Raw genomic sequence first — 19623 nt, 5'->3', positions numbered from 1 at the left:
GCTTCGGCGTCCGTCACGCCGTCCGTGCCGAACGACGGTACGAGACGGCCGCGTACGCGCCGAACAGCGCCGCCCATCCGGCGAGCACCGCGAGGGCCGCCGCCCCCGGGGCGCGTCCGTCCGTCACCGCCACGCCCAGCTCCGCGAAGCGGTTCGTCGGCGTGTACTCCGAGAGCGTCCGGAGCCAGTCGGGGAAGAGCACGACCGGGAACCACAGACCGCCGACGACCGCGAGCCCCAGGTTGCAGGCGACGTTCACGGCGCCGGTGGTCTGGGCGGTGAGCCGGTAGCCGTTGCCGATGCCGAGCAGCGTGAAGGGGAGCGAGCCGAGCCACAGCGTGACGGCGACCGCGACCCACTGCCAGGCCGCCATCCGCACCCCGTTGGCGAGCCCGCCCGCGAGCAGGACCCCCGCGATGGCGGGCAGGACGACCACCGAACCGGTCAGGGCCCGCCCCGCCACCACCTGCCGGGGCGTCATCGGGGTGATCCTCAACTGCCTCAGCCAGCCGGTGGACTTGTCCTCGGCGACCCCGGTCCCGAGGGAGAGCGCGGCGCCCAGCGCCCCGTACGCCGCCATGCCGACCATCGAGGCCGTCCGGTACGCGCCGTCGTCCGTGCCGAGGTTGGTGAAGAGGAGGTACATCATCACCGGGATGCCGATCGTCGAGATCGTGAATCCGGTGTCGCGCAGGGTGCGGCGCACCTCCAGGCGTACGTACGCGGTGATCATCGGGTGGTCTCCAGGCTCGTGGGCGCGGTCTCCGTCATGGCGGCCGGCTTCCGGGTGAGGGCGAGGAAGGTGTCGTTCAGGGAGGCCGGGGCGACCTCCAGGCCCCGGATCGCGTCCCGCTCCGCGAGCGCCCGGACCGTCGCGTCGGAGTCGGCGGTACGCAGCCGGGCGCGGTCGCCCCGGATCTCGTACGAGGTCACGCCCGGCAGCGAGTCGAGCCAGGTGGTCGGCCCGCCGGCCAGGCCGAAGGAGACCAGGCCGCCGCCGACCGCCCGCTTGAGCTGCTCGCTCGTGCCGTCGGCGGCGACCCGGCCGGAGTCGAGCACGACGATCCGGTCCGCGTACGCGTCGGCCTCCTCCAGGTAATGGGTGGAGAACAGGACGGTGTTGCCCCGGCGGGCGTAGCCGCGCATCGCCTCCCAGAACTCCTGCCGGGCCTCGACGTCGAGCGCGGCCGTCGGCTCGTCCAGCACGATCAGCTCCGGGTTCCCGACGAGGGCCACGGCGAACCGGACCCGCTGCGCCTGGCCGCCGGAGAGCCGGTCCGCGCGGCGGCCGGCGAGGCCGGTCAGACCGGCGAGCGCCAGGGCCTCCGCGACCGGCATCGGGGCCGGGTAGGTGCGGGCGACGAAGCCGACGAGCTCACGGACCGTGACCCGGGGGACCGGCCGGCCCTCCTGGAGCATCGCCCCGACCCGCCCGGCCGCGACGGCCCGGGACGGGGGCCCACCGAAGAGCTCGACCCGCCCGCCGTCGGGCTCGTCGAGGCCGAGGAGCAGGCCTATGGCGGTGGACTTTCCGGCGCCGTTGCGCCCCAGCAGGGCCACGGTCTCGCCCCGCCGGACGGTGAGGTCGAGTCCGTCGGCGGCCCGGACGGCGCCGTACGTCCTGGTCGCGCCCCGGAAGACGATCGCGGACTCACCGGCCGGGTCCTGCTTCGCTCGCGTCTGCTGCTTCATGACCACGACGTTACGGAGAGTGAGGAGTCCCCGGTAGGGCGATGTGTACCCGCCCGACGGTGACAAATGTCCTGGGGGTCGATCCCGTAAGGGTGCTGACGTGCCGTCACCGAGGGTTCCCAACCCTTGCCGCCTCGGCTATACATGGGGCCACCGAACTGGAACACGTTCCAGAACGACCGCGCTCCGGGGCGGCCCCGTCCCGGCAGCGATCGCGTGAGGAGCAGCAGCCCGATGCCCATCGACGCAGCCAAGGCCGTCGCCGCCGAACCCCGCAGCACCGAGATCGCCTGGGACCACAGGGACGTCCAGCTCTACCACCTCGGCCTCGGCGCGGGCGTGCCCGCCACCGACCCGGCCGAACTCCGCTACACCCTGGAGTCCCGGCTCCACGTCCTGCCCAGCTTCGCCACCGTCGCGGGCGGCGGCATGGGGATCGTGGACGGACTCTCCGCCCCCGGCGTCGACGTCGACCTCATGGCCGTCCTGCACGGCGCCCAGTCGATCACCCTCCACCGTCCGCTCCCCACCGGCGGGCGCGCCGTCTCCACCTCCCGCGTCGCCGCCGTCCACGACAAGGGCAAGGCCGCCGTCCTCGTCCTGCGCTCCGAGACCGCCGACGCCGACGGCCCGCTGTGGACGAGCGACGCCCAGATCTTCGTGCGCGGCGAGGGCGGCTGGGGCGGCGACCGGGGCCCCTCCGACCGGCTCGCCCTGCCCGGCCGCGCGCCCGACCGGACCGTGGAACGGCACGTGCGCGAGGAGCAGGCCCTGCTCTACCGCCTTTCCGGCGACTGGAACCCGCTGCACGCCGACCCGGAGTTCGCGGCCCTCGCCGGCTTCGACCGGCCCATCCTGCACGGCCTCTGCACCTACGGGATGGCCCTCAAGGCCGTCGTGGACACCCTGCTCGACGGGGACGTCACCCGCGTCCGCGCCTACCGCACCCGCTTCGCCGGGATCGTCTTCCCCGGCGAGACCCTGCGCATCCGGATGTGGACGGTGGAGGGCGGCACCCAGGCGACGGTCACGGCGGCGGAGCGCGACGACGCCCCCGTACTCGCCGACACGTTCGTGGAGCACGCGTAGGGCGGCGGAGGAAGGGGCGGAGGGGACGGCCGGGGACGCGGGGGGCCCCGGGGTCTCCCCCGGGGCCCTCCGGTTCACCCTGCGCGCCCGGTCACTGCGCGTCGGGTTCGCGGCGGTGGCGGCCGTGCGGCGAGGACGAGGAGTCCTCCGCCGGCGAGGCCTCGCCACGATGCCGCCCGGAGCCGTGCGGCTCCGTACCCTCCGTGCCTGTCTCCGACATGCTGCAACTCACCCCGTAGGAATCGATCTTGCCGTGCGGCCCGAAAGTCTAGGGCCTGCCCGGCCCCGATCCACCGGACAGGCCCTGGTCGGCGGGTCGGCCGTCCGCGAGGGGGGCCTGCTGGAGCGGTACGGGGCGGCACACCCGGGGCTCCTCGGGGACCGTCACCGGCTCCGGCGCGGGGCCCGGCTCGGGCGGCGGCTCCAGGGCCGCGAGCCCGCACGGCGTCCCGGGCGCCGCGTACGGCAGCCGCAGGACGCCCCCGGGCGTCCACAGGCCCGCGCCCGCCAGCCAGCCCTGCGGGACCGCCAGCTGGTCCATCCGGCGGGACGAGGGCCGCCAGGTCCCCACCCAGCTCCCGGCCGCCGCGTCGATCCGCAGCGCCACCGCGCAGCCCTCCGGCATGAGCACCTGCCCCGGCTGCACGGCGAACGGCGTCACCGCCGCGTCGTCGAGCCGCAGGCAGTCCGGGAAGCGCACCGGGAGCAGACTGCCGAGGACGCCCCAGCCGAGCCGGTCGTGACCCGGCGACGGCGCGTCGGAGCGGATCAGGAGCAGCCCGCTGTCCGGGTCCGCGAGCAGCAGCCGGTCGTCGCTCTCCTCGGTGATCTGGAGCAGCGGCGTCACCTCCCCGCCCCGCTCCAGGTCCACGGCGACCGCCTTCACGGGCCCGTCGCCGAGCCGCCGGTCCAGGGCGAGCATCCGGCCCGTGCGGTCCAGCCACACCCCGCCCGAGCAGCGGCCCTCGACCTCCGCCACCTGCTCGGGGCCGAAGGCCCCGCCCGCCACCAGCCACAGCGTCGTGCTCCCGGGGCCGACGCACATCGCGTACGCGCAGATGCCGTCCGGCGAGGGCGGGAGCAGGACGAGGGCCTCGGAGCCGGGCGCCTCCACCGAGCCGAGCCGGAGCTCCCCGGTGTCCGGGCCGGTCGGGTAGAGCAGGGAGAAGGAGTTCCGCCGCCCGTCCACGCGGCGGCAGACGAGGACCCGGCCGTCCGCGAGGGGCAGGAGCTGGGTGTGCGGCTCCTCCGGCTGGTCGAGGGGGAGCGGCACGGCGTACGGCTCCGGGCCGTCGAGGGTCCACCTCTCCACGTACAGGGCGTCCCCGACGCCCGCGAGCCTGGCCGCGTACGCGCCGTTCGCCGTGGTCGTGAACCCCGTCGGCCGGCCGCCGCTCCCGCCCTGCTTCCCTTCGCGGTCGTCGTCCTCGGCCGTCGTCTCGATGGCACACGCTGTCATCGACTCGTCACCTCCGGCGACGAAGCTAGTTTTCGCACTTCCAGCCGAACAACACGAGCCCGCTCACTTCACACATAAGGGTGGCCGCCCGGCGGTTCTGCTGAGCGGGAGCGGGCGGGTGTGCTGGAGTGACCGGCGGTGACTCCGAGTAAGGGGAGCCTAAGTGGAGCGGGGGACTCCGGCGGCGGGGTGTGACCGGGGGCGGGGTTGTCCACAGGAGGCCGGGGCCCGGACGGGGTTGTCCACAGGTCAGGGCGGCGCAGTACGCGGGACAGGTAGCCTTTCCCCCGTGCCCCGTCTGTCTGAAGTCATCGCCGAGCTCGACGCCCTCTGGCCGCCCGACCGGGCCGAGCAGTGGGACGCCGTCGGCACCGTCTGCGGCGATCCCGACGCCCGGGTCGGCCGCGTCCTCTTCGCCGTCGACCCCGTCCAGGAGATCGTCGACGAGGCCGTCTCCCTCGGCGCCGACCTGATCGTCGCCCACCACCCGCTCTACCTGCGCGGTACGACGACGGTCGCGGCCGGCCACTTCAAGGGCCGCGTCGTGCACGAACTCATCAAGAACGACATCGCCCTCCACGTCGCGCACACCAACGCCGACACCGCCGACCCCGGCGTCTCCGACGCCCTCGCCGGCGCCCTCGACCTGCGCGTCACCGGCCCGCTCGTCCCGGAGAACGGCCTCGGCCGGATCTGCGAGCTCGACCGCCCGGAGACCCTCGCCGAGTTCGCCGCCCGCGCCGCCGCGCGGCTGCCCGCCACCGCGCAGGGCGTCCGGGTCGCCGGCGACCCCGGCATGCTCGTGCGGCGGGTCGCCGTCAGCGGCGGCTCCGGCGACAGCCTCTTCGACGCCGTGCGCGCCGCGGGCGTGGACGCCTTCCTCACCTCCGACCTGCGCCACCACCCGGTCTCCGAGGCCACCCAGCGGACTCCGCTGGGCCTGGTCGACGCCGCCCACTGGGCCACCGAGTGGCCCTGGTGCGAGCAGGCCGCCGCGCAGCTCGACGCGATCTCCGACCGTCACGGCTGGGACCTCCGCGTCCACGTCTCGAAGACGGTCACCGACCCCTGGTCCTCCCACCACACCTCTTCTCCTGGAGCCCCCAACTGAACGCCGCGCCCGCCGACCAGATCCGCCTCCTCGACGTCCAGGCCCTGGACACCCGCCTCCAGCAGCTCGCCCACAAGCGCCGCTCGCTGCCCGAGCACGCCGAGATCGAGGCGCTCACCAAGGACCTCAACCAGCTGCGCGACCTGCTCGTCGCCGCGCAGACCGAGGAGAGCGACTGCGGCCGCGAGCAGACCAAGGCCGAGCAGGACGTCGACCAGGTCCGCCAGCGCGCCGCGCGCGACCAGCAGCGCCTGGACTCCGGCGCCGTCTCCTCCCCGAAGGACCTGGAGAACCTCCAGCGCGAGATCGTCTCCCTCGCCAAGCGCCAGGGCGACCTGGAGGAGATCGTCCTGGAGGTCATGGAGCGCCGCGAGTCGGTCCAGGAGCGCCTCGCCGAGCTGACCGAGCGGGTCTCCGCCGTCCAGGCCAAGACCGACGACGCCACGGCCCGCCGCGACGCCGCCCAGGCCGAGCTGGACGCCGAGACCGCCTCCGTCACCAAGGAGCGCGAGCTCGTCGCGGGCTCGGTCCCGGCCGACCTGCTCAAGCTGTACGAGAAGCTGCGCGAGCAGCAGGGCGGCGTGGGCGCGGCCCGGCTCTACCAGCGCAAGTGCGAGGGCTGCCACATCGAGCTCAACATCACCGAGCTGAACGAGGTCCGCGCCGCCGCCAGGGACACGGTCGTCCGGTGCGAGAACTGCCGCCGGATCCTCGTCCGCACCTCGGAGTCCGGCCTGTAATGACCTCCGCGCGCGAGCTCGTCGTCGAGGCGGACGGGGGTTCCCGGGGCAACCCGGGGCCCGCCGGGTACGGGGCCGTGGTCCTGGACGCGGCGACGGGCGAGACGCTCGCCGAGGCCGCCGCGTACATCGGTGTGGCGACGAACAACGTCGCCGAGTACAAGGGCCTGGTCGCGGGCCTCAAGACGGCCCGGGAGCTCTTCCCGGACGCCACCGTCCACGTCCGCATGGACTCCAAGCTGGTCGTCGAGCAGATGTCCGGCCGCTGGAAGATCAAGCACCCGGACATGAAGCCGCTCGCGGCCGAGGCCGGCCGGGTCTTCCCGGCGGGCCGCGTCCGCTACGAGTGGATCCCGCGCGAGCGGAACAAGCACGCGGACCGGCTCGCGAACGAGGCGATGGACGCGGGGCGGCTCGGGCGCCAGTGGGAGCCGTCCGGCTCCACGGCGGCCCTGGACGCCTCGGCCGCCCGCAACGCCGCCACCCCGCCGCCGTCGGGCCCGCCGGGCGACGCGCGGGCGGGAGCGGCTCGGGCGCGGGCGGCACTGTCCGGCTCCCCGGCCGCCGGGACGTCCGGGACCTCCGATTCGGCGACGGCCGGCGCCGGTACGAGCGCGGGCACAGGTACGGGCGTGGGCGCGGGTGCCTGGCCGACCGCGGACGACGGACTGTTCGCCGCCGAGGACGCCACCGCGACCTCGGCCGCCCCGGTCGCCTCGGGCGACTTCGAGGCCGAGGCCGGCGCCCTGGCGTCGACGGGCCACGCGGCCGGCCCGGCCGCCGCGGCCCGCACCACCGGAGCCACCCGGGCCGACGCCCCCGCCTCCGTACAGCCGCAGGGCACCTCCCAGCAGGGCTGGGGAGCGCCCGACATGGGGGCGCCCGCGACCTTCGTGCTGCTGCGGCACGGGGAGACCGCGCTCACGCCCGAGAAGCGGTTCTCCGGGAGCGGGGGGAGCGACCCCGAGCTGTCGGCGGCCGGACTGCGGCAGGCCGAGGCCGTGGCCGCGGCGCTCGCCGCCCGGGGCACGATCCAGGAGATCGTCAGCTCGCCCCTGACCCGCTGCCGGCAGACCGCCGCCGCCGTCGCCGCCCGCCTCGGGCTCGACGTGCGGATCGAACAGGGCCTGCGGGAGACCGACTTCGGCGCCTGGGAGGGGCTGACCTTCGGCGAGGTCCGCGAGCGGTACCCCGAGGACCTCGACGCCTGGCTCGCCTCCCCGAAGGCCGCGCCGACCGGCGGCGGGGAGAGCTTCGCGACCGTCTCCCGGCGCGTCGCCGCGGCCCGGGACCGGCTGACCGCCGCCCACGCGGGCCGCACCGTCCTCCTCGTCACCCACGTCACGCCGATCAAGACCCTGGTCCGGCTCGCCCTCGGCGCCCCGCCGGAGTCCCTGTTCCGCATGGAGCTGTCGGCCGCCTCGATCTCGGCCGTCGCCTACTACGCGGACGGCAACGCCTCCGTACGCCTCCTCAACGACACCTCGCACCTCCGGTAGGGCGGCGGGGACGGTGGAAAACGGGTGGCGGGGAGGCCCGCCCCCGTACCACCATCACCGTCCATGACCTGGCACTTCACCGAGGATCCCGCCGTCTTCCGCGCGGCGGCCGGCGCCCTGCTGTCCGCCGAGCCCGCCCGCAACACGGGCCTCCTCGCGCGCGTGGACACGGCCGGGCGGCTCGGCTGGTGGACCGGGCCGGACGGGCGGGTCACCGGGGTGCTCGCGGTGGCCGCGCCGGGGGAGCCGACCTTCGGGACGGTGACGCCGGAGGCGGCCCGCGCGCTCGCCTCCTCGCCGGACCTCCCCGGGAACGGGGGACCGGTGGTCGTACGGGGCGAGACGGCGGCCGTCGAGGCGTTCGCGGAGGCCATCGGCCGCCCCTGGACCCCCACCGTCCGGATGCGGCTCTTCCGGCTCGGGACGCTCACCCCGCCGGACCCGGCCCCCGCCGGGCGCGCCCGCGTCGGCACCGCGGCCGACGTGCCGCTCGCCGCCGCCTGGGCGCGGGAGTTCGTCCGCGACATCGGCGAGGAGCCGGGGAAGGATTGCACCGGACCCGTCACGGAGCGGATCTCCGGCGGCCGGCTGCTGCTCTGGGAAGGGGCCGACGGACGGCCCGTCTCCATGGCGTGCTTCTCGCCCGTGACCGAGGGCCAGTCCCGCGTCCACCTCGTCTACACCCCGCCCGCCGTCCGTGGGCGCGGGTACGCCGCCGGGGTCACCGCCGCCGTCAGTCGCGCCGCCCGGGACGCCGGGGCCGCGCGGGTCCTGCTCTTCACGGACCTGGCCAACCCCACCAGCAACGCCCTGTACCGGCGGCTCGGCTACCGGCCGGTGACCGACCACCTCACGGCGGAGGTCACCGGCCGCTGACCGGCGTCCGCAGCGCCGCCGCCTCGCGCGCGAGGGCCTCGACCCGGGCCCAGTCGCGGGCCGCGAGGGCGTCGGGCGGCAGCATCCACGTACCGCCGACGCAGCCGACGTTCGGCAGGGCGAGGTAGGCGGGGGCGGAGGCGGGCGAGACGCCGCCGGTCGGGCAGAAGCGGGCCTGCGGGAGCGGGCCCGCGAGGGACTTCAGGTACGGGACGCCGCCCGCCGCCTCCGCCGGGAAGAACTTCATGGCGTCCACGCCCCGTTCGAGCAGCGCCACGACCTCCGAGACCGTCGAGACCCCCGGCAGGAAGGGCACGCCCGACTCCCGCATCGCGCCGAGCAGCCGTCCGGTCCAGCCGGGGCTGACCAGGAACCGGGCCCCGGCGCCGACCGCGTCCGCGACCCCGGCCGCCGAGACGACGGTCCCGGCGCCGACGACCGCCCCCGGCACCCCGTCCGCGATCGCCCGCAGGGCGTCGAGCGCGGCCGGGGTGCGCAGGGTGACCTCGATCAGCGGCAGCCCGCCGGCCACCAGGGCGCGGGCCAGGGGGACCGCGTCGGCGGCGTCCTCGATCACCACCACGGGGACGACGGGGGCTTCCGGGGCAAGGTCGAACACGCTCGTCATGGCCTCATCCTGACGAGGGTGAGCGCCAGTCGCAACGAGCGTTGCGCAGGATGCAACCGGGGCTCAGTGGATCTCGTCCACCAGGACGTCGAGCGCCCCCGCCTTCCCGCCCTCCTCCACCACGTACCGCAGGTCCCGCAGCGCCTCCACCAGCTCCGCCGGGGAGCCCGGCTCCGCGCCCGCCTCCAGGAGGCTCCGCACGATCCGGCCCTTCGTCGCCTTGTTGAAGTGGCTGACCACCTTCCGGGTCGGCGCGTGCAGCACCCGCACCGTCGCCGTCCGCGCCGCCACCCCGCCCTTGGGCCGCCACGCCGTCGCGTACGCCGACGAGCGCAGGTCCAGGACGAGGCCGTCCCCGGCCGCCTCGGGCAGCACGGAGGCCATCGGCCCCCGCCAGTGCGCGCCGAGCGTGCCGAGGCCCGGCAGCTTGATCCCCATCGAGCAGCGGTACGACGGGATGCGGTCGGTCACCCGCACCGCGCCCCACAGGCCGGAGAACACCAGGAGCGCGTCCCCGGCCCGCTCCCGGGCCGCCGCGTCCAGGGTCGCCAGGCCGAGCGCGTCGTACAGGACGCCGGTGTAGACCTCCCCGGCCGGGCGCGCGCCGGCCGTCCGCAGCTCGGCGTTCTTCGCGACCTCGCCGCGCAGCCCCTCGCTCAGGCCGAGCACCTCGCGGGCCTTCTCCTCGTCGGCGGCGCACAGCTCGACCAGCTCGTCCAGGACCGCCGCCCGCGCCTCCGCGAGCCCCGGCAGGGACAGCGACTCCGGCTTGAGGGGCGCCCCGCTTCCCGACGGAGCCTTGCCTTCGGAGGGCGGCAGCAGCACGAGCACGGTGGTTCTCCTTCGTACGGACGGGGGTGGGGGTGCGGCCCCGGCCGCCCAGCCTACAAAGCCGCGGCGGGCCCGCAGGCGCGGCCGGTCCGCGGGGAGCGGCCCACCCACGGGGAGCCGTCGGACCATGGAGCGCGTCGGATCACGGAGCGCGGCCGGACCTGGAGCGCCGTCGGGTCACGGAGCGCGGCCGGACCATGGAGCGCCACCGGCCAGCAGCGCGCCGCCGGTCCAAGGACCCGCGCCGAAATGACGGACCCGCCCCCGCCCCCTACGCTCGGTCCATGCCCCGCCGCCCCATACACGTGACCGGCGCAGCCGAGGCTCCGCTGCGGGCCGCCCTGCGCGCACTCCGCACCGAGCTCGCGATCCCCGACGACTTCCCGCCCGCCGTCCTCGCCGAGGCCGAGACCGCCGCGAAGGCGCCCCGGCTCCCCGCGCACGACGCCACCGACCTGCCCTTCTTCACCGTCGACCCGCCCTCCTCCACCGACCTCGACCAGGCCGTGCACCTGGCCCGCAGGGCCGACGGCGGCTACCGCGTCCACTACGCCATCGCCGACGTCGCCGCCTTCGTCGCGCCCGGCTCCGCGCTCGACGCCGAGGCCCACCGCCGGGTCCTCACCCTCTACTTCCCCGACGGCAAGGTCCCCCTCCACCCCGCCGTCCTCTCCGAGGACGCCGCCAGCCTCCTCCCCGGCGAGGTCCGCCCCGCCGTGCTGTGGCGGATCGACCTCGACGCCGAGGGGCGCAGGGTCGCCACCGACGTCCGCCGCGCCCTCGTCCGCAGCCGCGCCAAGCTCGACTACGCGGGCGTGCAGCGGCAGCTCGACTCCGGCACCGCCGAGGAGCCCGTCGCCCTGCTGCGCGAGATCGGACGCCTGCGCGAGGCCATCGAGATCGAGCGCGGCGGGATCTCCCTCGACGTCCCCGAGCAGGAGATCGTCGAGAAGGACCACGGCTACGACCTCGCCTACCGGGCCCCGCTCCCCTCCGAGAGCTGGAACGCGCAGATCTCCCTGCTCACCGGCATGGCCGCCGCCGACCTGATGACCGCCGCCGGCACCGGCGTCCTGCGCACCCTCCCCACCGCGCCCGACGGCGCCGTGGCCCGGCTGCGCCGCTCCGCGCAGGCCCTCGGCGTCGACTGGCCGCACCACGTCCCGTACGCCGACGTCGTCCGTTCCGCCGACCCGTCGAACCCGCGTCACGCCGCCTTCCTCCAGGAGTGCACCACCCTCCTGCGCGGCGCCGGGTACACGGTCTTCACCGACGGCCGCATTCCCGACCCGGCCGTGCACGCCGCCGTCGCCGACGAGTACACCCACTGCACCGCTCCTCTGCGCAGGCTCGTCGACCGGTACGCGAGCGAGCTGTGCGTGGCGGCGGTTGCCGGGGACGAGCCGCCCGAGTGGGTGCGGGCCGCGCTGCCCGCGCTCCCCGACGAGATGGCCGCGGGTTCGCGCCGCGCCAACGCCGTCGAGCGCGAGAGCGTCGACGTCGTCGAGGCGGCGCTCCTGAAGGACCGGATCGGCGAGGTCTTCGACGCGTACGTGATCGACGTCAAGGAGCGCGAACCGTCCACCGGGACCGTCCACCTGGACGACCCGGCGGTGGTCGCCCGGATCGCGGGCGGCGACTCCCCGCTGCCGCTGGGGGAGTGGCTGCGGGTCAGACTCGCGGAAGCGGACCCGGGCCGGGCGAAGGTGCTGTTCGCGCCCGCGTGAGCGCCTCGTTCACCGCCCTGTACAGGGCGTGCGGGTCGTCGGCGTGGACCCTGACGACCCGTACGGACCGGGGAGCGCCGAACAGCCGGGGCGCGTCGACCGGTTCGGTCAGCTCGACGGTGACGGAGGTCTGCGCGCCGACGGCGAGGTTCAGCTCGCCGTCGGCCTTGCCGTGGGAGAACAGCGTCTCGCGCCGTACGGACGCGATCCGGTCGAGCGGGATCCGCAGGTCGACGTGGGCGGCCTGCCGCAGCCGCAGGACGTCGTCGGCGAGGACGTGCGGGCGGGTCGCGGAGGCGGCGTGCAGACCGAGGACGAAGAGCACGGTGTAGACGTCCAGGACGAGGACGATCCCGTGGACGACGGGCCAGCGGGCGAGCAGGTACGACATGCCGACGGTCTCGACCACGCAGACGAACGCGAAGCCGTACATCAGCGCCGCCTGGTCGCGGGCGTGCGGGAAGACGCCGTCCGCGCCGGCGGTCCCATGCGGCCGGCGCGCGACCCACCGCCCCAGGCTCGCCAGCAGCCGCAGCTCGTGCCCGAGGAGCCGGAGCACGGGCCCGGGCACCAGCTCCGCCACGGCGTCCCGCCGCGAGAGCCCGCTCCGCCGCAGCCGCAGATAGGCCAGGCACTCGGCGAGGAGGAGCCCCGCCACGAGGACCTCGACGAGGCCCAGGACGGGGGCGGGTATCCGCACGCCGCCGGCGAGACAGATGACGAGGACGAGTTCGAGGGGGAGGACGGCGTAGGCGAGGAGCCGGAGGGGGCGCGGGGACGTCACGGGTCCCCCCTGCCGCCCCCGTCCCCGTCCCCGACGCGGACGTACGGACGTCACGAAGCCCCCTCCTGCCGTTCCCGGACGAGCCGTACCGCGAGGCGTACGGCCGCCTCCTGGGCGGGGGAGAGGTCCGCGAAGACCGCGTCGGCGAGGAGGAGCCCGGAGTCGCGGCCTTCCGCCGTGCCCTCCGGCAGCTTGACCCCGGGCATGTCCGCCAGGGAGTCCGCGAGCACCCGGGCGGCCCCGCCCACGAGGGGATCGTCCGGCGCGGCGTCCTCCAGGGCGTCGAAGAGCGCGTACACCTCGTGCGCGGACGAGGCCGCCCCGCGCAGGGACTCCATCAGGCGCGCCCGGTCCTCCTCCGGCACGACGGCGTCGAGCAGGGCGAGGACCTGCCGGTCCTTCACGGCCATGGGGGACGCGGGCAGCTCGCCCAGGCCGGCCAGGAGCGCGGCGAACTCGGGCGAGACGGGCCCGTCGGCGGGCAGCCGCCCGGCGCGGGCGTCGTCCAGGAGGGCGGCGAGCCGCTTCCGCCGCTCCCGCAGCACGGCCTCCTGCCGGGCGAGGTCGTCGGCCAGCTCCTCCAGGACCTCCACGAGCCCGCGCCCCTCGTCGCCCGCGAGCACGTCCCGCACCTCGTCGAGGCCGAGCCCCAGCTCGGTGAGGCGTCGGATCCGGGCCAGCAGGACGGCGTCCCGGACGCCGTACTCCCGGTACCCGTTGGCCCGCCGCGCGGGCTCGGGCAGCAGCCCGGACTGGTGGTAGTGCCGCACGGCCCGGGGGGTGACCCCGACCAGGGCGGCGATCTCGCCGATACGCATGGGGCCCAGTAGAAACCCTGACGCTGCGGCAGGGTCAAGGACGGGCCGGCGCGGCGGGTAGCATGGTCGGCACGGCAGACGAGCCGGGCGGGCGGCCGCGTGGGGATCCTCGGATCCTCCCGAGGAACGTCCGGGCTCCACAGAGCAGGGTGGTGGCTAACGGCCACCCGGGGTGACCCGCGGGACAGTGCCACAGAAAACAGACCGCCGGGGACCTCGGTCCTCGGTAAGGGTGAAACGGTGGTGTAAGAGACCACCAGCGCCTGAGGCGACTCAGGCGGCTAGGTAAACCCCACTCGGAGCAAGGTCAAGAGGGGACACCCCGGTGTCCCTGCGCGGATGTTCGAGGGCTGCTCGCCCGAGTCCGCGGGTAGACCGCAGGAGGCCGGCGGCAACGCCGGCCCTAGATGGATGGCCGTCACCCCGACGACCGCGAGGTCCCGGGGGACAGAACCCGGCGTACAGCCCGACTCGTCTGCCGCCCCTCAGGGCCCTCGACCGCGAAATCGCAGGTCAGGGCCCTTCCTTTGAAGTCGCGGGCTGCGCGGATGCGGCCGGGGCGGTGAGGGGGGACCCTTGGAGGTGCCCGTTGACGGACAGACTTCGAGGAGTACCGCGATGTCGATGCTGGACAAGCTCAAGCAGGCGCTCAAGGGCCACGAGGACCAGGCCGGGAAGGGCGTCGACAAGGCAGGGGACTTCGTCGACGAGAAGAGTCAGGGCAAGTACAGCGGCCAGGTCGACACGGCCCAGGACAGGCTCAAGCAGCAGATGGGCCGTGACCAGGACACGCCGCCCCAGTGACACAGGGGAACGGCGACTTGCCGGCCCACTGACAGGTCGGTCCGGCCCGGCGGCACGAGCCGCCGGGCCGGACCGTTTCTCCGCTCGCCCAGGTGGCCCAGCCCGCCCGCTGACACGCCGGGGGACGCGGCCCGGTTCCGGGGGATCGGTGGGGCGGGCGGTGTACGGGTAGGGCATGACCATTCCCGTGGAGCAGCTCTCCGACCCGGCCGTGCGCGCCTTCGTCGCGGCCCTCAACGCCAACGACCAGGAGGCCTTCCGGGCGGCCCTCACGCCCGGTGCCACCATGTCCGACGACGGTTCCGAGCGGGACCTCGACGAGTGGACCGAGAAGGAGGTCTTCTCCTCGCGCGGTCACATGGAGGTCGAGTCCCAGAAGGCCGACGGGCGCGACCTCGTCGCCCGCTACCGCAACGACACCTGGGGCGAGATGCGGACCCGCTGGCGGTTCACCGTCGAGGACGGGAGGATCGCCCGGTTCGAGACCGGACAGGCGTAGGAAGGGCGCAGAGGGCGGTGGGCCGACGAGGACCCCGCCGCCCCCTCCCCGTGCCTCAGCCCCGGCCGACGTACGGCATCGCCGTCGCCATCACCGTCGCGAACTGCACGTTCGCCTCCAGCGGCAGCCCCGCCATGTGCACCACCGTCGCCGCCACGTCCGCCGCGTCCATCACCGGCTCCGGGGCCAGCCGGCCGTCCGCCTGGAGGATGCCGGTCTGCATGCGGGCCGTCATGTCGGTCGCCGCGTTGCCGATGTCGAGCTGGCCGCAGGCGATCCGGTACGGACGCCCGTCCAGGGACAGGGACTTCGTCAGGCCCGTCATCGCGTGCTTCGTCGCCGTGTACGCGATCGAGTGCGGGCGCGGCACGTGGGCCGAGATGGAGCCGTTGTTGATGATCCGGCCGCCCTGCGGGTCCTGCTCCTTCATGGCCCGGAAGGCCGCCTGCGCGCACAGGAACGCGCCCGTCAGGTTGACGTCGACGACCGCCCGCCAGGTCGCCGGGTCCAGGTCCTCGACCGGGGTCCCGCCGCCCGCGAACGTCCCCGCGTTGTTGAAGAGCAGGTCCACGCGCCCGTAGCGGTCCCGTACCGAGGAGAAGAGGGCCGCCACCTCCGTCTCCGACGTCACGTCCGTCGGGACGCACAGGAAGTCCCCGTCCGGGAGGGCCGCCGCCGTCTCCTCCAGGGGCTCCGCCCGGCGGCCCGCGAGCGCCACCGACCAGCCCGCCGCCGCGAGCGCGCGGGCCACGCTCCGGCCGATGCCCGAACCCGCTCCCGTCACCACTGCGATGCTCATGGGCGCGCAGCGTACGCGAGACGCGTGCACCGTGAACTCATCCGTCCGACACGTGGATGTCCTGTACCCGACAACACGTGGTCGCCCCGGCCCCCTCGAATGACGAGCGCACAGCATCTGTCAGGGGAGGGGCACATGAGTCGGACACATGAGCATCACCAGGAACTCCGGGACGCCGCGCGGCACTTCGGGCGGCGGCGGTTCCTCACCGTCACCGGCGCCGCCGCCGCGCTCGCCTTCGCCACCCAGCTGCCCGCCGCCGGCTCCGCGGCCGCCGCCGAGCTCGACGCCCGGCGCGTCACCGAGGACCCGTTCACCCTGGGCGTCGCCTCCGGCGACCCCCAGCCCGGCTCCGTCCTGCTCTGGACCCGGCTCGCGCCCCGCCCCTTCGAGCCCGGCGGCGGACTGCCCGACCGGCGGGTCACCGTCCACTGGGAGCTCGCCCACGACGAGCGCTTCCGGCGCGTCGCGCGGCGTGGGGCCGCCACCGCCCACCCCGAGTTCCGGCACACCGTCCACGTCGAGGTCGAGCATCTCGAACCCGGCCGCGCCTACTTCTACCGCTTCCGCACCGGTGCCTGGACCAGCCCGGTCGGCCGCACCCGCACCGCCCCCGCCCCCGGCGCCCGCACCGCGGCGCTCTCGTTCGCCGCCGTCTCCTGCCAGGCGTACCACGACGGCCACTTCACCGCCCACCGCCACCTCGCCCAGGAGGACGTGGACATCGTCCTCCACCTCGGCGACTATCTGTACGAGTACGCGGTCAATTCCGTCGGCGGCGCCCGCGCCTACACCGACCGCGTGCTGCCGGAGCTGTTCAACCGCGAGACGCTCACCCTGGAGGACTACCGGCTGCGCTACGCCCTCTACAAGACCGATCCCGACCTGCGGGCCGCGCACGCCGCCCACCCCTTCGTCGTCACCTGGGACGACCACGAGACCGAGAACAACTACGCGGGCGACACCCCCGAGAACACCGTCCCGCCCGAGGAGTTCCTGCTCCGCCGCGCCGCCGCCTACCGCGCCTACTGGGAGCACCAGCCGCTGCGCCGCCCCCAGCTCCCCGACGGCCCCGACATGCGGCTGTACCGGCGCCTGAGCTTCGGGCGCCTCGCGCAGTTCGACATCCTCGACACCCGCCAGTACCGCTCCGACCAGGCGTACGGCGACGGCTGGCAGGTCCCGGGGCCCGAGTCCGAGGAGCCGTCGCGCACCCTGACCGGCGCCGCCCAGGAGCGCTGGCTGCTCGACGGCTGGCGCCGCTCCCGGGCCCGCTGGAACCTGCTGCCGCAGCAGGTCGTCTTCGCCGAGCGCCGTGACCGCCCCACCGCCGACTTCAAGCTCTCCATGGACTCCTGGGACGGCTACCCGGCCTCCCGGCAGCGGATCCTGGCGGGCGCGGAGGCCGCCGGCGTCGAGAACCTAATGGTGCTCACCGGCGACGTGCACGTCTCCTACGGACTCGACCTCAAGGCCGACTTCCGCGACCCGGCCTCCCGGACCGTCGGCACCGAGATCGTCACCACCTCGATCACCAGCGGCAAGGACGGCGCCGACCGCCCCTCGAACTACGACAAGCTCATGCAGGCCAATCCGCACCTGCGGTTCTTCAACGGGCGGCGGGGCTACGTGAAGGTCTCCCTCGACCGCGAGAGCGCCCGCGCCGACTTCCGTACGGTCCCGTACGTGACGACCCCGGGCGCCCCCGTCACCACCGCCGCCTCCTTCGTCACCGAGGCGGGGAACCCGGGGCTCACCCCGGCGTAGTACCCCGTGCGAAGGTCACTCCCCGGGATAGCGGACGCCGATGCGGTCCCGTACCGCGTCGAGCGTCCGCATCACCGCGAGCGAGCCGTCCAGCGGCACCAGCGGGGACTCCTTCTCGCCCGCCCGCAGGCAGCGCGTCACCTCGGCGGCCTCGTGCCGGAAGCCGTTCGGATCGGCCTCCGCCACGAACTCCTCCGGCTCGGCGCCCTCGCGGTGCAGGGTGAACCGCTCGGGGAAGAAGAAGCCGCGCGGCACGTCGATCCGGCCGAGCGAACCCGTCACCGAGGCCGTCAGCGGGGTGTCCGCGGCGATCGAGCAGGACAGCAGGGCCGACGCGCCCGTGCCGGACCAGCCGAGGAGCATCCCCGTGTTCAGGTCGACGCCCTCCGGCGAGAGCAGCGCGTGCGCCTGGACCGAGTCCGGCTCGCCGAGCAGGAGCTGCGCGAACGACACCGGGTACACCCCGAGGTCGAGCAGCGCTCCGCCGCCCGTCTTCGGGTCCCGCAGCCGGTGGTCGGCCGCGAACGGGCCCGCGAGCCCGAAGTCGGCCTGGACCGTGCGGACCTCGCCGACCGCCCCGTCGCGCACCAGCTCCGCGATCCGCCGGATCATCGGGTTGCAGTACATCCACATGGCCTCCATCAGGAAGAGGCCGCGGTCCCGGGCGAGGGCGACCAGCTCGGCCGCCTCCCGGGCGTTGAGCGTGAGGGCCTTCTCGCAGAGCACCGCCTTGCCCGCCTCCAGGGCGAGGCCGGCCGCCGTCCGGTGGGCGTGGTGCGGGGTCGCCACGTACACCACGTCGACGTCCTCGTCGGCGAAGAGCCCGGCCCACTCCCCGTACGCCCTCGGTATCCCGAACCGCTCCGCGAAGGCCTTCGCGGGCGCGTCGCTGCGGGACGCCACCGCCACCACCTCGGCGTCGTCGAGCGTCAGCAGGTCGGTGGTGAACCGCTCCGCGATGCCGCCCGTCGCCAGGATCCCCCAGCGCACCTTCCCACCCATGTGCCCACCCGTCCCCATGTCCCCGCCCGTCTCGCAGAGGTCTCGACCATGCCGGTCGAGCTGAGAGCATAGGCAAGGTTTCAACGAAATGGAGCGGTCGATGCCGGAGAGCGGTCAGAAGACAACACAAGGGAACATAGACGAGACGGGTGCCGTCGCTCCCGACGCGCCCGGCGCCCTCGCCGCCGCCGGTGTCCCCGCCGCGACCGCCGACCCCGCCGCTCCCGCGCCCGCCGCCCCCGGCGTCACCGCCGCCCGCCGGGCCGGCCTGCTCGTCACCCTCGTCCTGGGCGGCCTCACCGCCCTCCCCCCGCTCTCCATGGATATGTACCTCCCGGCCCTGCCGGAGGTCACCGGCGCGCTGGGCGCCCCCGCCGCCACCATTCAGCTCACCCTCACCGCCTGCCTCGCCGGCATGGCCCTCGGCCAGCTCGTCGTCGGCCCCATGAGCGACAAGTGGGGACGCCGCCGCCCGCTGCTCGCCGGCATGGTCGTGTACGTCCTCGCCACCGCCGCCTGCGCCCTCGCGCCCACCGCCGAGGCCCTCATCGGCTTCCGGCTGCTCCAGGGCCTCGCGGGCGCCGCCGGCATCGTCATCGCCCGCGCCGTCGTCCGCGACCTCTACGACGGCGTCGAGATGGCGCGCTTCTTCTCCACCCTGATGCTGATCTCCGGCGTCGCCCCGATCGTCGCCCCGCTCATCGGCGGACAGATCCTGCGGATCACCGACTGGCGGGGCGTCTTCCACGTCCTCACCGGCGTCGGCGTCCTGCTCACCCTCGTCGTCCACCGCTTCCTCGCCGAGACGCTGCCGCCCGAGCGGCGGCACGAGGGCGGGGTCGGGCAGGCCCTGCGCACCATGCGGGGGCTCCTCGCGGACCGGGTCTTCACCGGCTACATGCTGACCGGCGGCCTCGCCTTCGCCGTCCTCTTCGCCTACATCTCCGCGTCGCCGTTCGTCGTGCAGGAGATCTACGGCGCCTCGCCGCAGACCTTCAGCCTGCTCTTCGGCCTCAACTCCGTCGGCCTCGTGATCGTCGGCCAGATCAACGGCAAGCTCCTCGTCGGCCGCGTCAGCCTCGACAAGGTGCTCGGCTGGGGCCTCGGCACCATCCTCCTCGCCGCGCTCGCGCTGCTCCTCATGACCGGCGGGGTCTTCGGCGAGGTCGGGCTCGTGCCCGTGGCCGCCGGGCTCTTCGTCCTGATGTCCGCGATGGGCCTCGCGATGCCGAACACCAACGCCCAGGCCCTAATGCGCACCCCGCACGCCGCCGGGTCCGCCTCCGCCCTCCTCGGCACCACATCCTTCCTCGTCGGCGCCGTCGCCTCCCCGCTCGTCGGCATCGCGGGCGAGCACACGGCCGTCCCGATGGCCGTCGTCCAGCTCACCTGCGCCGCCCTCGCCCTGGCCTGCTTCCTGGGCCTGTGCCGCCCGTGGCGGAAGCCGACGGCCGGGCCCGCCGGACCGGGAAAGACCCAGGACCCGGCCGCCTAGACT

The 19623-nt window shown here is 74.9% G+C and carries 19 protein-coding genes and 1 other RNA gene; 11 read left to right on the top strand and 9 right to left on the bottom strand.

Annotated elements, in window-relative coordinates; genetic code table 11:
- Positions 1-13 precede the first annotated feature (13 nt).
- Together AB0398_RS16365 and AB0398_RS16360 are read right to left on the bottom strand one after the other, a co-directional pair.
- Positions 14-730 (bottom strand): ABC transporter permease, encoded by a 717-nt coding sequence (locus tag AB0398_RS16365; protein WP_366375874.1) that lies wholly within the window; start codon positions 728-730, stop codon positions 14-16.
- On the bottom strand, positions 730-1692 hold the full coding sequence (locus tag AB0398_RS16360; RefSeq protein WP_366375594.1) for an ABC transporter ATP-binding protein: 963 nt from the start codon (positions 1690-1692) through the stop codon (positions 730-732). The genes AB0398_RS16365 and AB0398_RS16360 overlap by 1 nt, the downstream gene beginning before the upstream one ends.
- A gap of 234 nt (positions 1693-1926) precedes the next feature.
- On the opposite strand from AB0398_RS16360, the gene AB0398_RS16355 reads away from it, so the two are divergent.
- Positions 1927-2781 carry a MaoC/PaaZ C-terminal domain-containing protein gene (locus AB0398_RS16355; RefSeq protein ID WP_366375592.1) on the top strand — a complete coding sequence of 285 codons (855 nt, stop codon included), beginning with the start codon at positions 1927-1929 and terminating at the stop codon, positions 2779-2781.
- A gap of 268 nt (positions 2782-3049) precedes the next feature.
- Here AB0398_RS16355 and AB0398_RS16350 read toward each other — a convergent pair whose 3' ends face one another.
- Positions 3050-4240, bottom strand: a complete 1191-nt coding sequence (locus AB0398_RS16350) for a hypothetical protein (protein WP_366375591.1) — start codon at positions 4238-4240, stop codon at positions 3050-3052.
- Between the two features lie 289 nt (positions 4241-4529).
- On the opposite strand from AB0398_RS16350, the gene AB0398_RS16345 reads away from it, so the two are divergent.
- The 4 genes from AB0398_RS16345 (at position 4530) to AB0398_RS16330 (ending at position 8466) form a co-directional block, all read left to right on the top strand.
- Positions 4530-5351 carry a Nif3-like dinuclear metal center hexameric protein gene (locus AB0398_RS16345; protein WP_366375589.1) on the top strand — a complete coding sequence of 274 codons (822 nt, stop codon included), beginning with the start codon at positions 4530-4532 and terminating at the stop codon, positions 5349-5351.
- Entirely contained in the window at positions 5348-6091 is a 744-nt protein-coding gene (locus AB0398_RS16340) for a C4-type zinc ribbon domain-containing protein (protein ID WP_366375872.1), read from the top strand. Before AB0398_RS16345 ends, AB0398_RS16340 begins: the two co-directional genes overlap by 4 nt.
- Positions 6091-7590, top strand: a complete 1500-nt coding sequence (locus AB0398_RS16335) for a bifunctional RNase H/acid phosphatase (RefSeq protein WP_366375587.1) — start codon at positions 6091-6093, stop codon at positions 7588-7590. Before AB0398_RS16340 ends, AB0398_RS16335 begins: the two co-directional genes overlap by 1 nt.
- A gap of 63 nt (positions 7591-7653) precedes the next feature.
- Positions 7654-8466: a GNAT family N-acetyltransferase gene (locus AB0398_RS16330; protein WP_366375585.1), complete on the top strand. Its 813-nt coding sequence runs from the start codon at positions 7654-7656 to the stop codon at positions 8464-8466.
- Here the strand turns inward: AB0398_RS16330 and eda are convergent.
- Together eda and yaaA are read right to left on the bottom strand one after the other, a co-directional pair.
- On the bottom strand, positions 8453-9094 hold the full coding sequence (gene eda, locus AB0398_RS16325) for a bifunctional 4-hydroxy-2-oxoglutarate aldolase/2-dehydro-3-deoxy-phosphogluconate aldolase (protein ID WP_366375583.1): 642 nt from the start codon (positions 9092-9094) through the stop codon (positions 8453-8455). The genes AB0398_RS16330 and eda overlap by 14 nt on opposite strands.
- Positions 9095-9157: 63 nt before the next feature.
- Positions 9158-9925, bottom strand: coding sequence for a peroxide stress protein YaaA (gene yaaA / locus AB0398_RS16320; RefSeq protein ID WP_366375581.1), 768 nt, complete (start codon positions 9923-9925; stop codon positions 9158-9160).
- Positions 9926-10209: 284 nt separating this feature from the next.
- Between yaaA and AB0398_RS16315 the strand changes: the two genes are divergently transcribed.
- Positions 10210-11652: an RNB domain-containing ribonuclease gene (locus AB0398_RS16315; protein WP_366375579.1), complete on the top strand. Its 1443-nt coding sequence runs from the start codon at positions 10210-10212 to the stop codon at positions 11650-11652.
- On the opposite strand, the gene AB0398_RS16310 is transcribed toward AB0398_RS16315, so the two are convergent.
- Positions 11597-12436, bottom strand: coding sequence for a hypothetical protein (locus AB0398_RS16310; protein WP_366375577.1), 840 nt, complete (start codon positions 12434-12436; stop codon positions 11597-11599). The two genes, AB0398_RS16315 and AB0398_RS16310, sit on opposite strands and share 56 nt — an antisense overlap.
- 50 nt (positions 12437-12486) lie before the next feature.
- Positions 12487-13254, bottom strand: a complete 768-nt coding sequence (locus AB0398_RS16305; protein ID WP_366375575.1) for a MerR family transcriptional regulator — start codon at positions 13252-13254, stop codon at positions 12487-12489.
- Positions 13255-13333: 79 nt separating this feature from the next.
- On the opposite strand from AB0398_RS16305, the gene rnpB reads away from it, so the two are divergent.
- The 3 genes from rnpB to AB0398_RS16290 all read left to right on the top strand — a co-directional run bounded on the left by rnpB (position 13334) and on the right by AB0398_RS16290 (position 14557).
- Positions 13334-13732: RNase P RNA component class A (gene rnpB / locus AB0398_RS16300), an RNA gene on the top strand.
- A gap of 140 nt (positions 13733-13872) precedes the next feature.
- Positions 13873-14058, top strand: coding sequence for an antitoxin (locus AB0398_RS16295; RefSeq protein ID WP_366375574.1), 186 nt, complete (start codon positions 13873-13875; stop codon positions 14056-14058).
- Between the two features lie 175 nt (positions 14059-14233).
- Entirely contained in the window at positions 14234-14557 is a 324-nt protein-coding gene (locus AB0398_RS16290; protein WP_366375572.1) for a nuclear transport factor 2 family protein, read from the top strand.
- Between the two features lie 55 nt (positions 14558-14612).
- On the opposite strand, the gene AB0398_RS16285 is transcribed toward AB0398_RS16290, so the two are convergent.
- Entirely contained in the window at positions 14613-15356 is a 744-nt protein-coding gene (locus AB0398_RS16285; RefSeq protein ID WP_366375570.1) for an SDR family oxidoreductase, read from the bottom strand.
- Between the two features lie 135 nt (positions 15357-15491).
- On the opposite strand from AB0398_RS16285, the gene AB0398_RS16280 reads away from it, so the two are divergent.
- Positions 15492-17123 carry an alkaline phosphatase D family protein gene (locus AB0398_RS16280; protein WP_366375568.1) on the top strand — a complete coding sequence of 544 codons (1632 nt, stop codon included), beginning with the start codon at positions 15492-15494 and terminating at the stop codon, positions 17121-17123.
- A 15-nt stretch (positions 17124-17138) separates the two neighbouring features.
- Here AB0398_RS16280 and AB0398_RS16275 read toward each other — a convergent pair whose 3' ends face one another.
- Positions 17139-18125 carry a Gfo/Idh/MocA family oxidoreductase gene (locus AB0398_RS16275; protein ID WP_366375566.1) on the bottom strand — a complete coding sequence of 329 codons (987 nt, stop codon included), beginning with the start codon at positions 18123-18125 and terminating at the stop codon, positions 17139-17141.
- A 100-nt stretch (positions 18126-18225) separates the two neighbouring features.
- Here AB0398_RS16275 and AB0398_RS16270 point away from each other — a divergent pair, with 100 nt between their 5' ends.
- On the top strand, positions 18226-19620 hold the full coding sequence (locus tag AB0398_RS16270) for a Bcr/CflA family multidrug efflux MFS transporter (RefSeq protein WP_366375564.1): 1395 nt from the start codon (positions 18226-18228) through the stop codon (positions 19618-19620).
- The last annotated feature ends 3 nt before the right edge of the window (positions 19621-19623 follow it).

Origin of the sequence: Streptomyces sp. NPDC086147, assembly GCF_040702165.1 — a bacterium.
Taxonomy (GTDB): domain Bacteria; phylum Actinomycetota; class Actinomycetes; order Streptomycetales; family Streptomycetaceae; genus Streptomyces.
The sequence above is the reverse complement of the archived record's forward strand: the minus strand, read 5'-3'. Positions and strand labels throughout refer to the sequence as shown.

Excerpts from the sequence above, each read along its gene's own strand:
- AB0398_RS16360 (WP_366375594.1), bottom strand. The coding sequence starts at position 1,692 with ATGAAGCAGCAGACGCGAGCGAAGCAGGACCCGGCCGGTGAGTCCGCG.
- AB0398_RS16355 (WP_366375592.1), top strand. The coding sequence starts at position 1,927 with ATGCCCATCGACGCAGCCAAGGCCGTCGCCGCCGAACCCCGCAGCACC.
- AB0398_RS16350 (WP_366375591.1), bottom strand. The coding sequence starts at position 4,240 with ATGACAGCGTGTGCCATCGAGACGACGGCCGAGGACGACGACCGCGAA.
- AB0398_RS16335 (WP_366375587.1), top strand. The coding sequence starts at position 6,091 with ATGACCTCCGCGCGCGAGCTCGTCGTCGAGGCGGACGGGGGTTCCCGG.
- AB0398_RS16330 (WP_366375585.1), top strand. The coding sequence starts at position 7,654 with ATGACCTGGCACTTCACCGAGGATCCCGCCGTCTTCCGCGCGGCGGCC.
- eda (WP_366375583.1), bottom strand. The coding sequence starts at position 9,094 with ATGACGAGCGTGTTCGACCTTGCCCCGGAAGCCCCCGTCGTCCCCGTG.
- AB0398_RS16315 (WP_366375579.1), top strand. The coding sequence starts at position 10,210 with ATGCCCCGCCGCCCCATACACGTGACCGGCGCAGCCGAGGCTCCGCTG.
- AB0398_RS16305 (WP_366375575.1), bottom strand. The coding sequence starts at position 13,254 with ATGCGTATCGGCGAGATCGCCGCCCTGGTCGGGGTCACCCCCCGGGCC.
- AB0398_RS16295 (WP_366375574.1), top strand. The coding sequence starts at position 13,873 with ATGTCGATGCTGGACAAGCTCAAGCAGGCGCTCAAGGGCCACGAGGAC.
- AB0398_RS16290 (WP_366375572.1), top strand. The coding sequence starts at position 14,234 with ATGACCATTCCCGTGGAGCAGCTCTCCGACCCGGCCGTGCGCGCCTTC.
- AB0398_RS16285 (WP_366375570.1), bottom strand. The coding sequence starts at position 15,356 with ATGAGCATCGCAGTGGTGACGGGAGCGGGTTCGGGCATCGGCCGGAGC.
- AB0398_RS16280 (WP_366375568.1), top strand. The coding sequence starts at position 15,492 with ATGAGTCGGACACATGAGCATCACCAGGAACTCCGGGACGCCGCGCGG.
- AB0398_RS16275 (WP_366375566.1), bottom strand. The coding sequence starts at position 18,125 with ATGGGTGGGAAGGTGCGCTGGGGGATCCTGGCGACGGGCGGCATCGCG.
- AB0398_RS16270 (WP_366375564.1), top strand. The coding sequence starts at position 18,226 with ATGCCGGAGAGCGGTCAGAAGACAACACAAGGGAACATAGACGAGACG.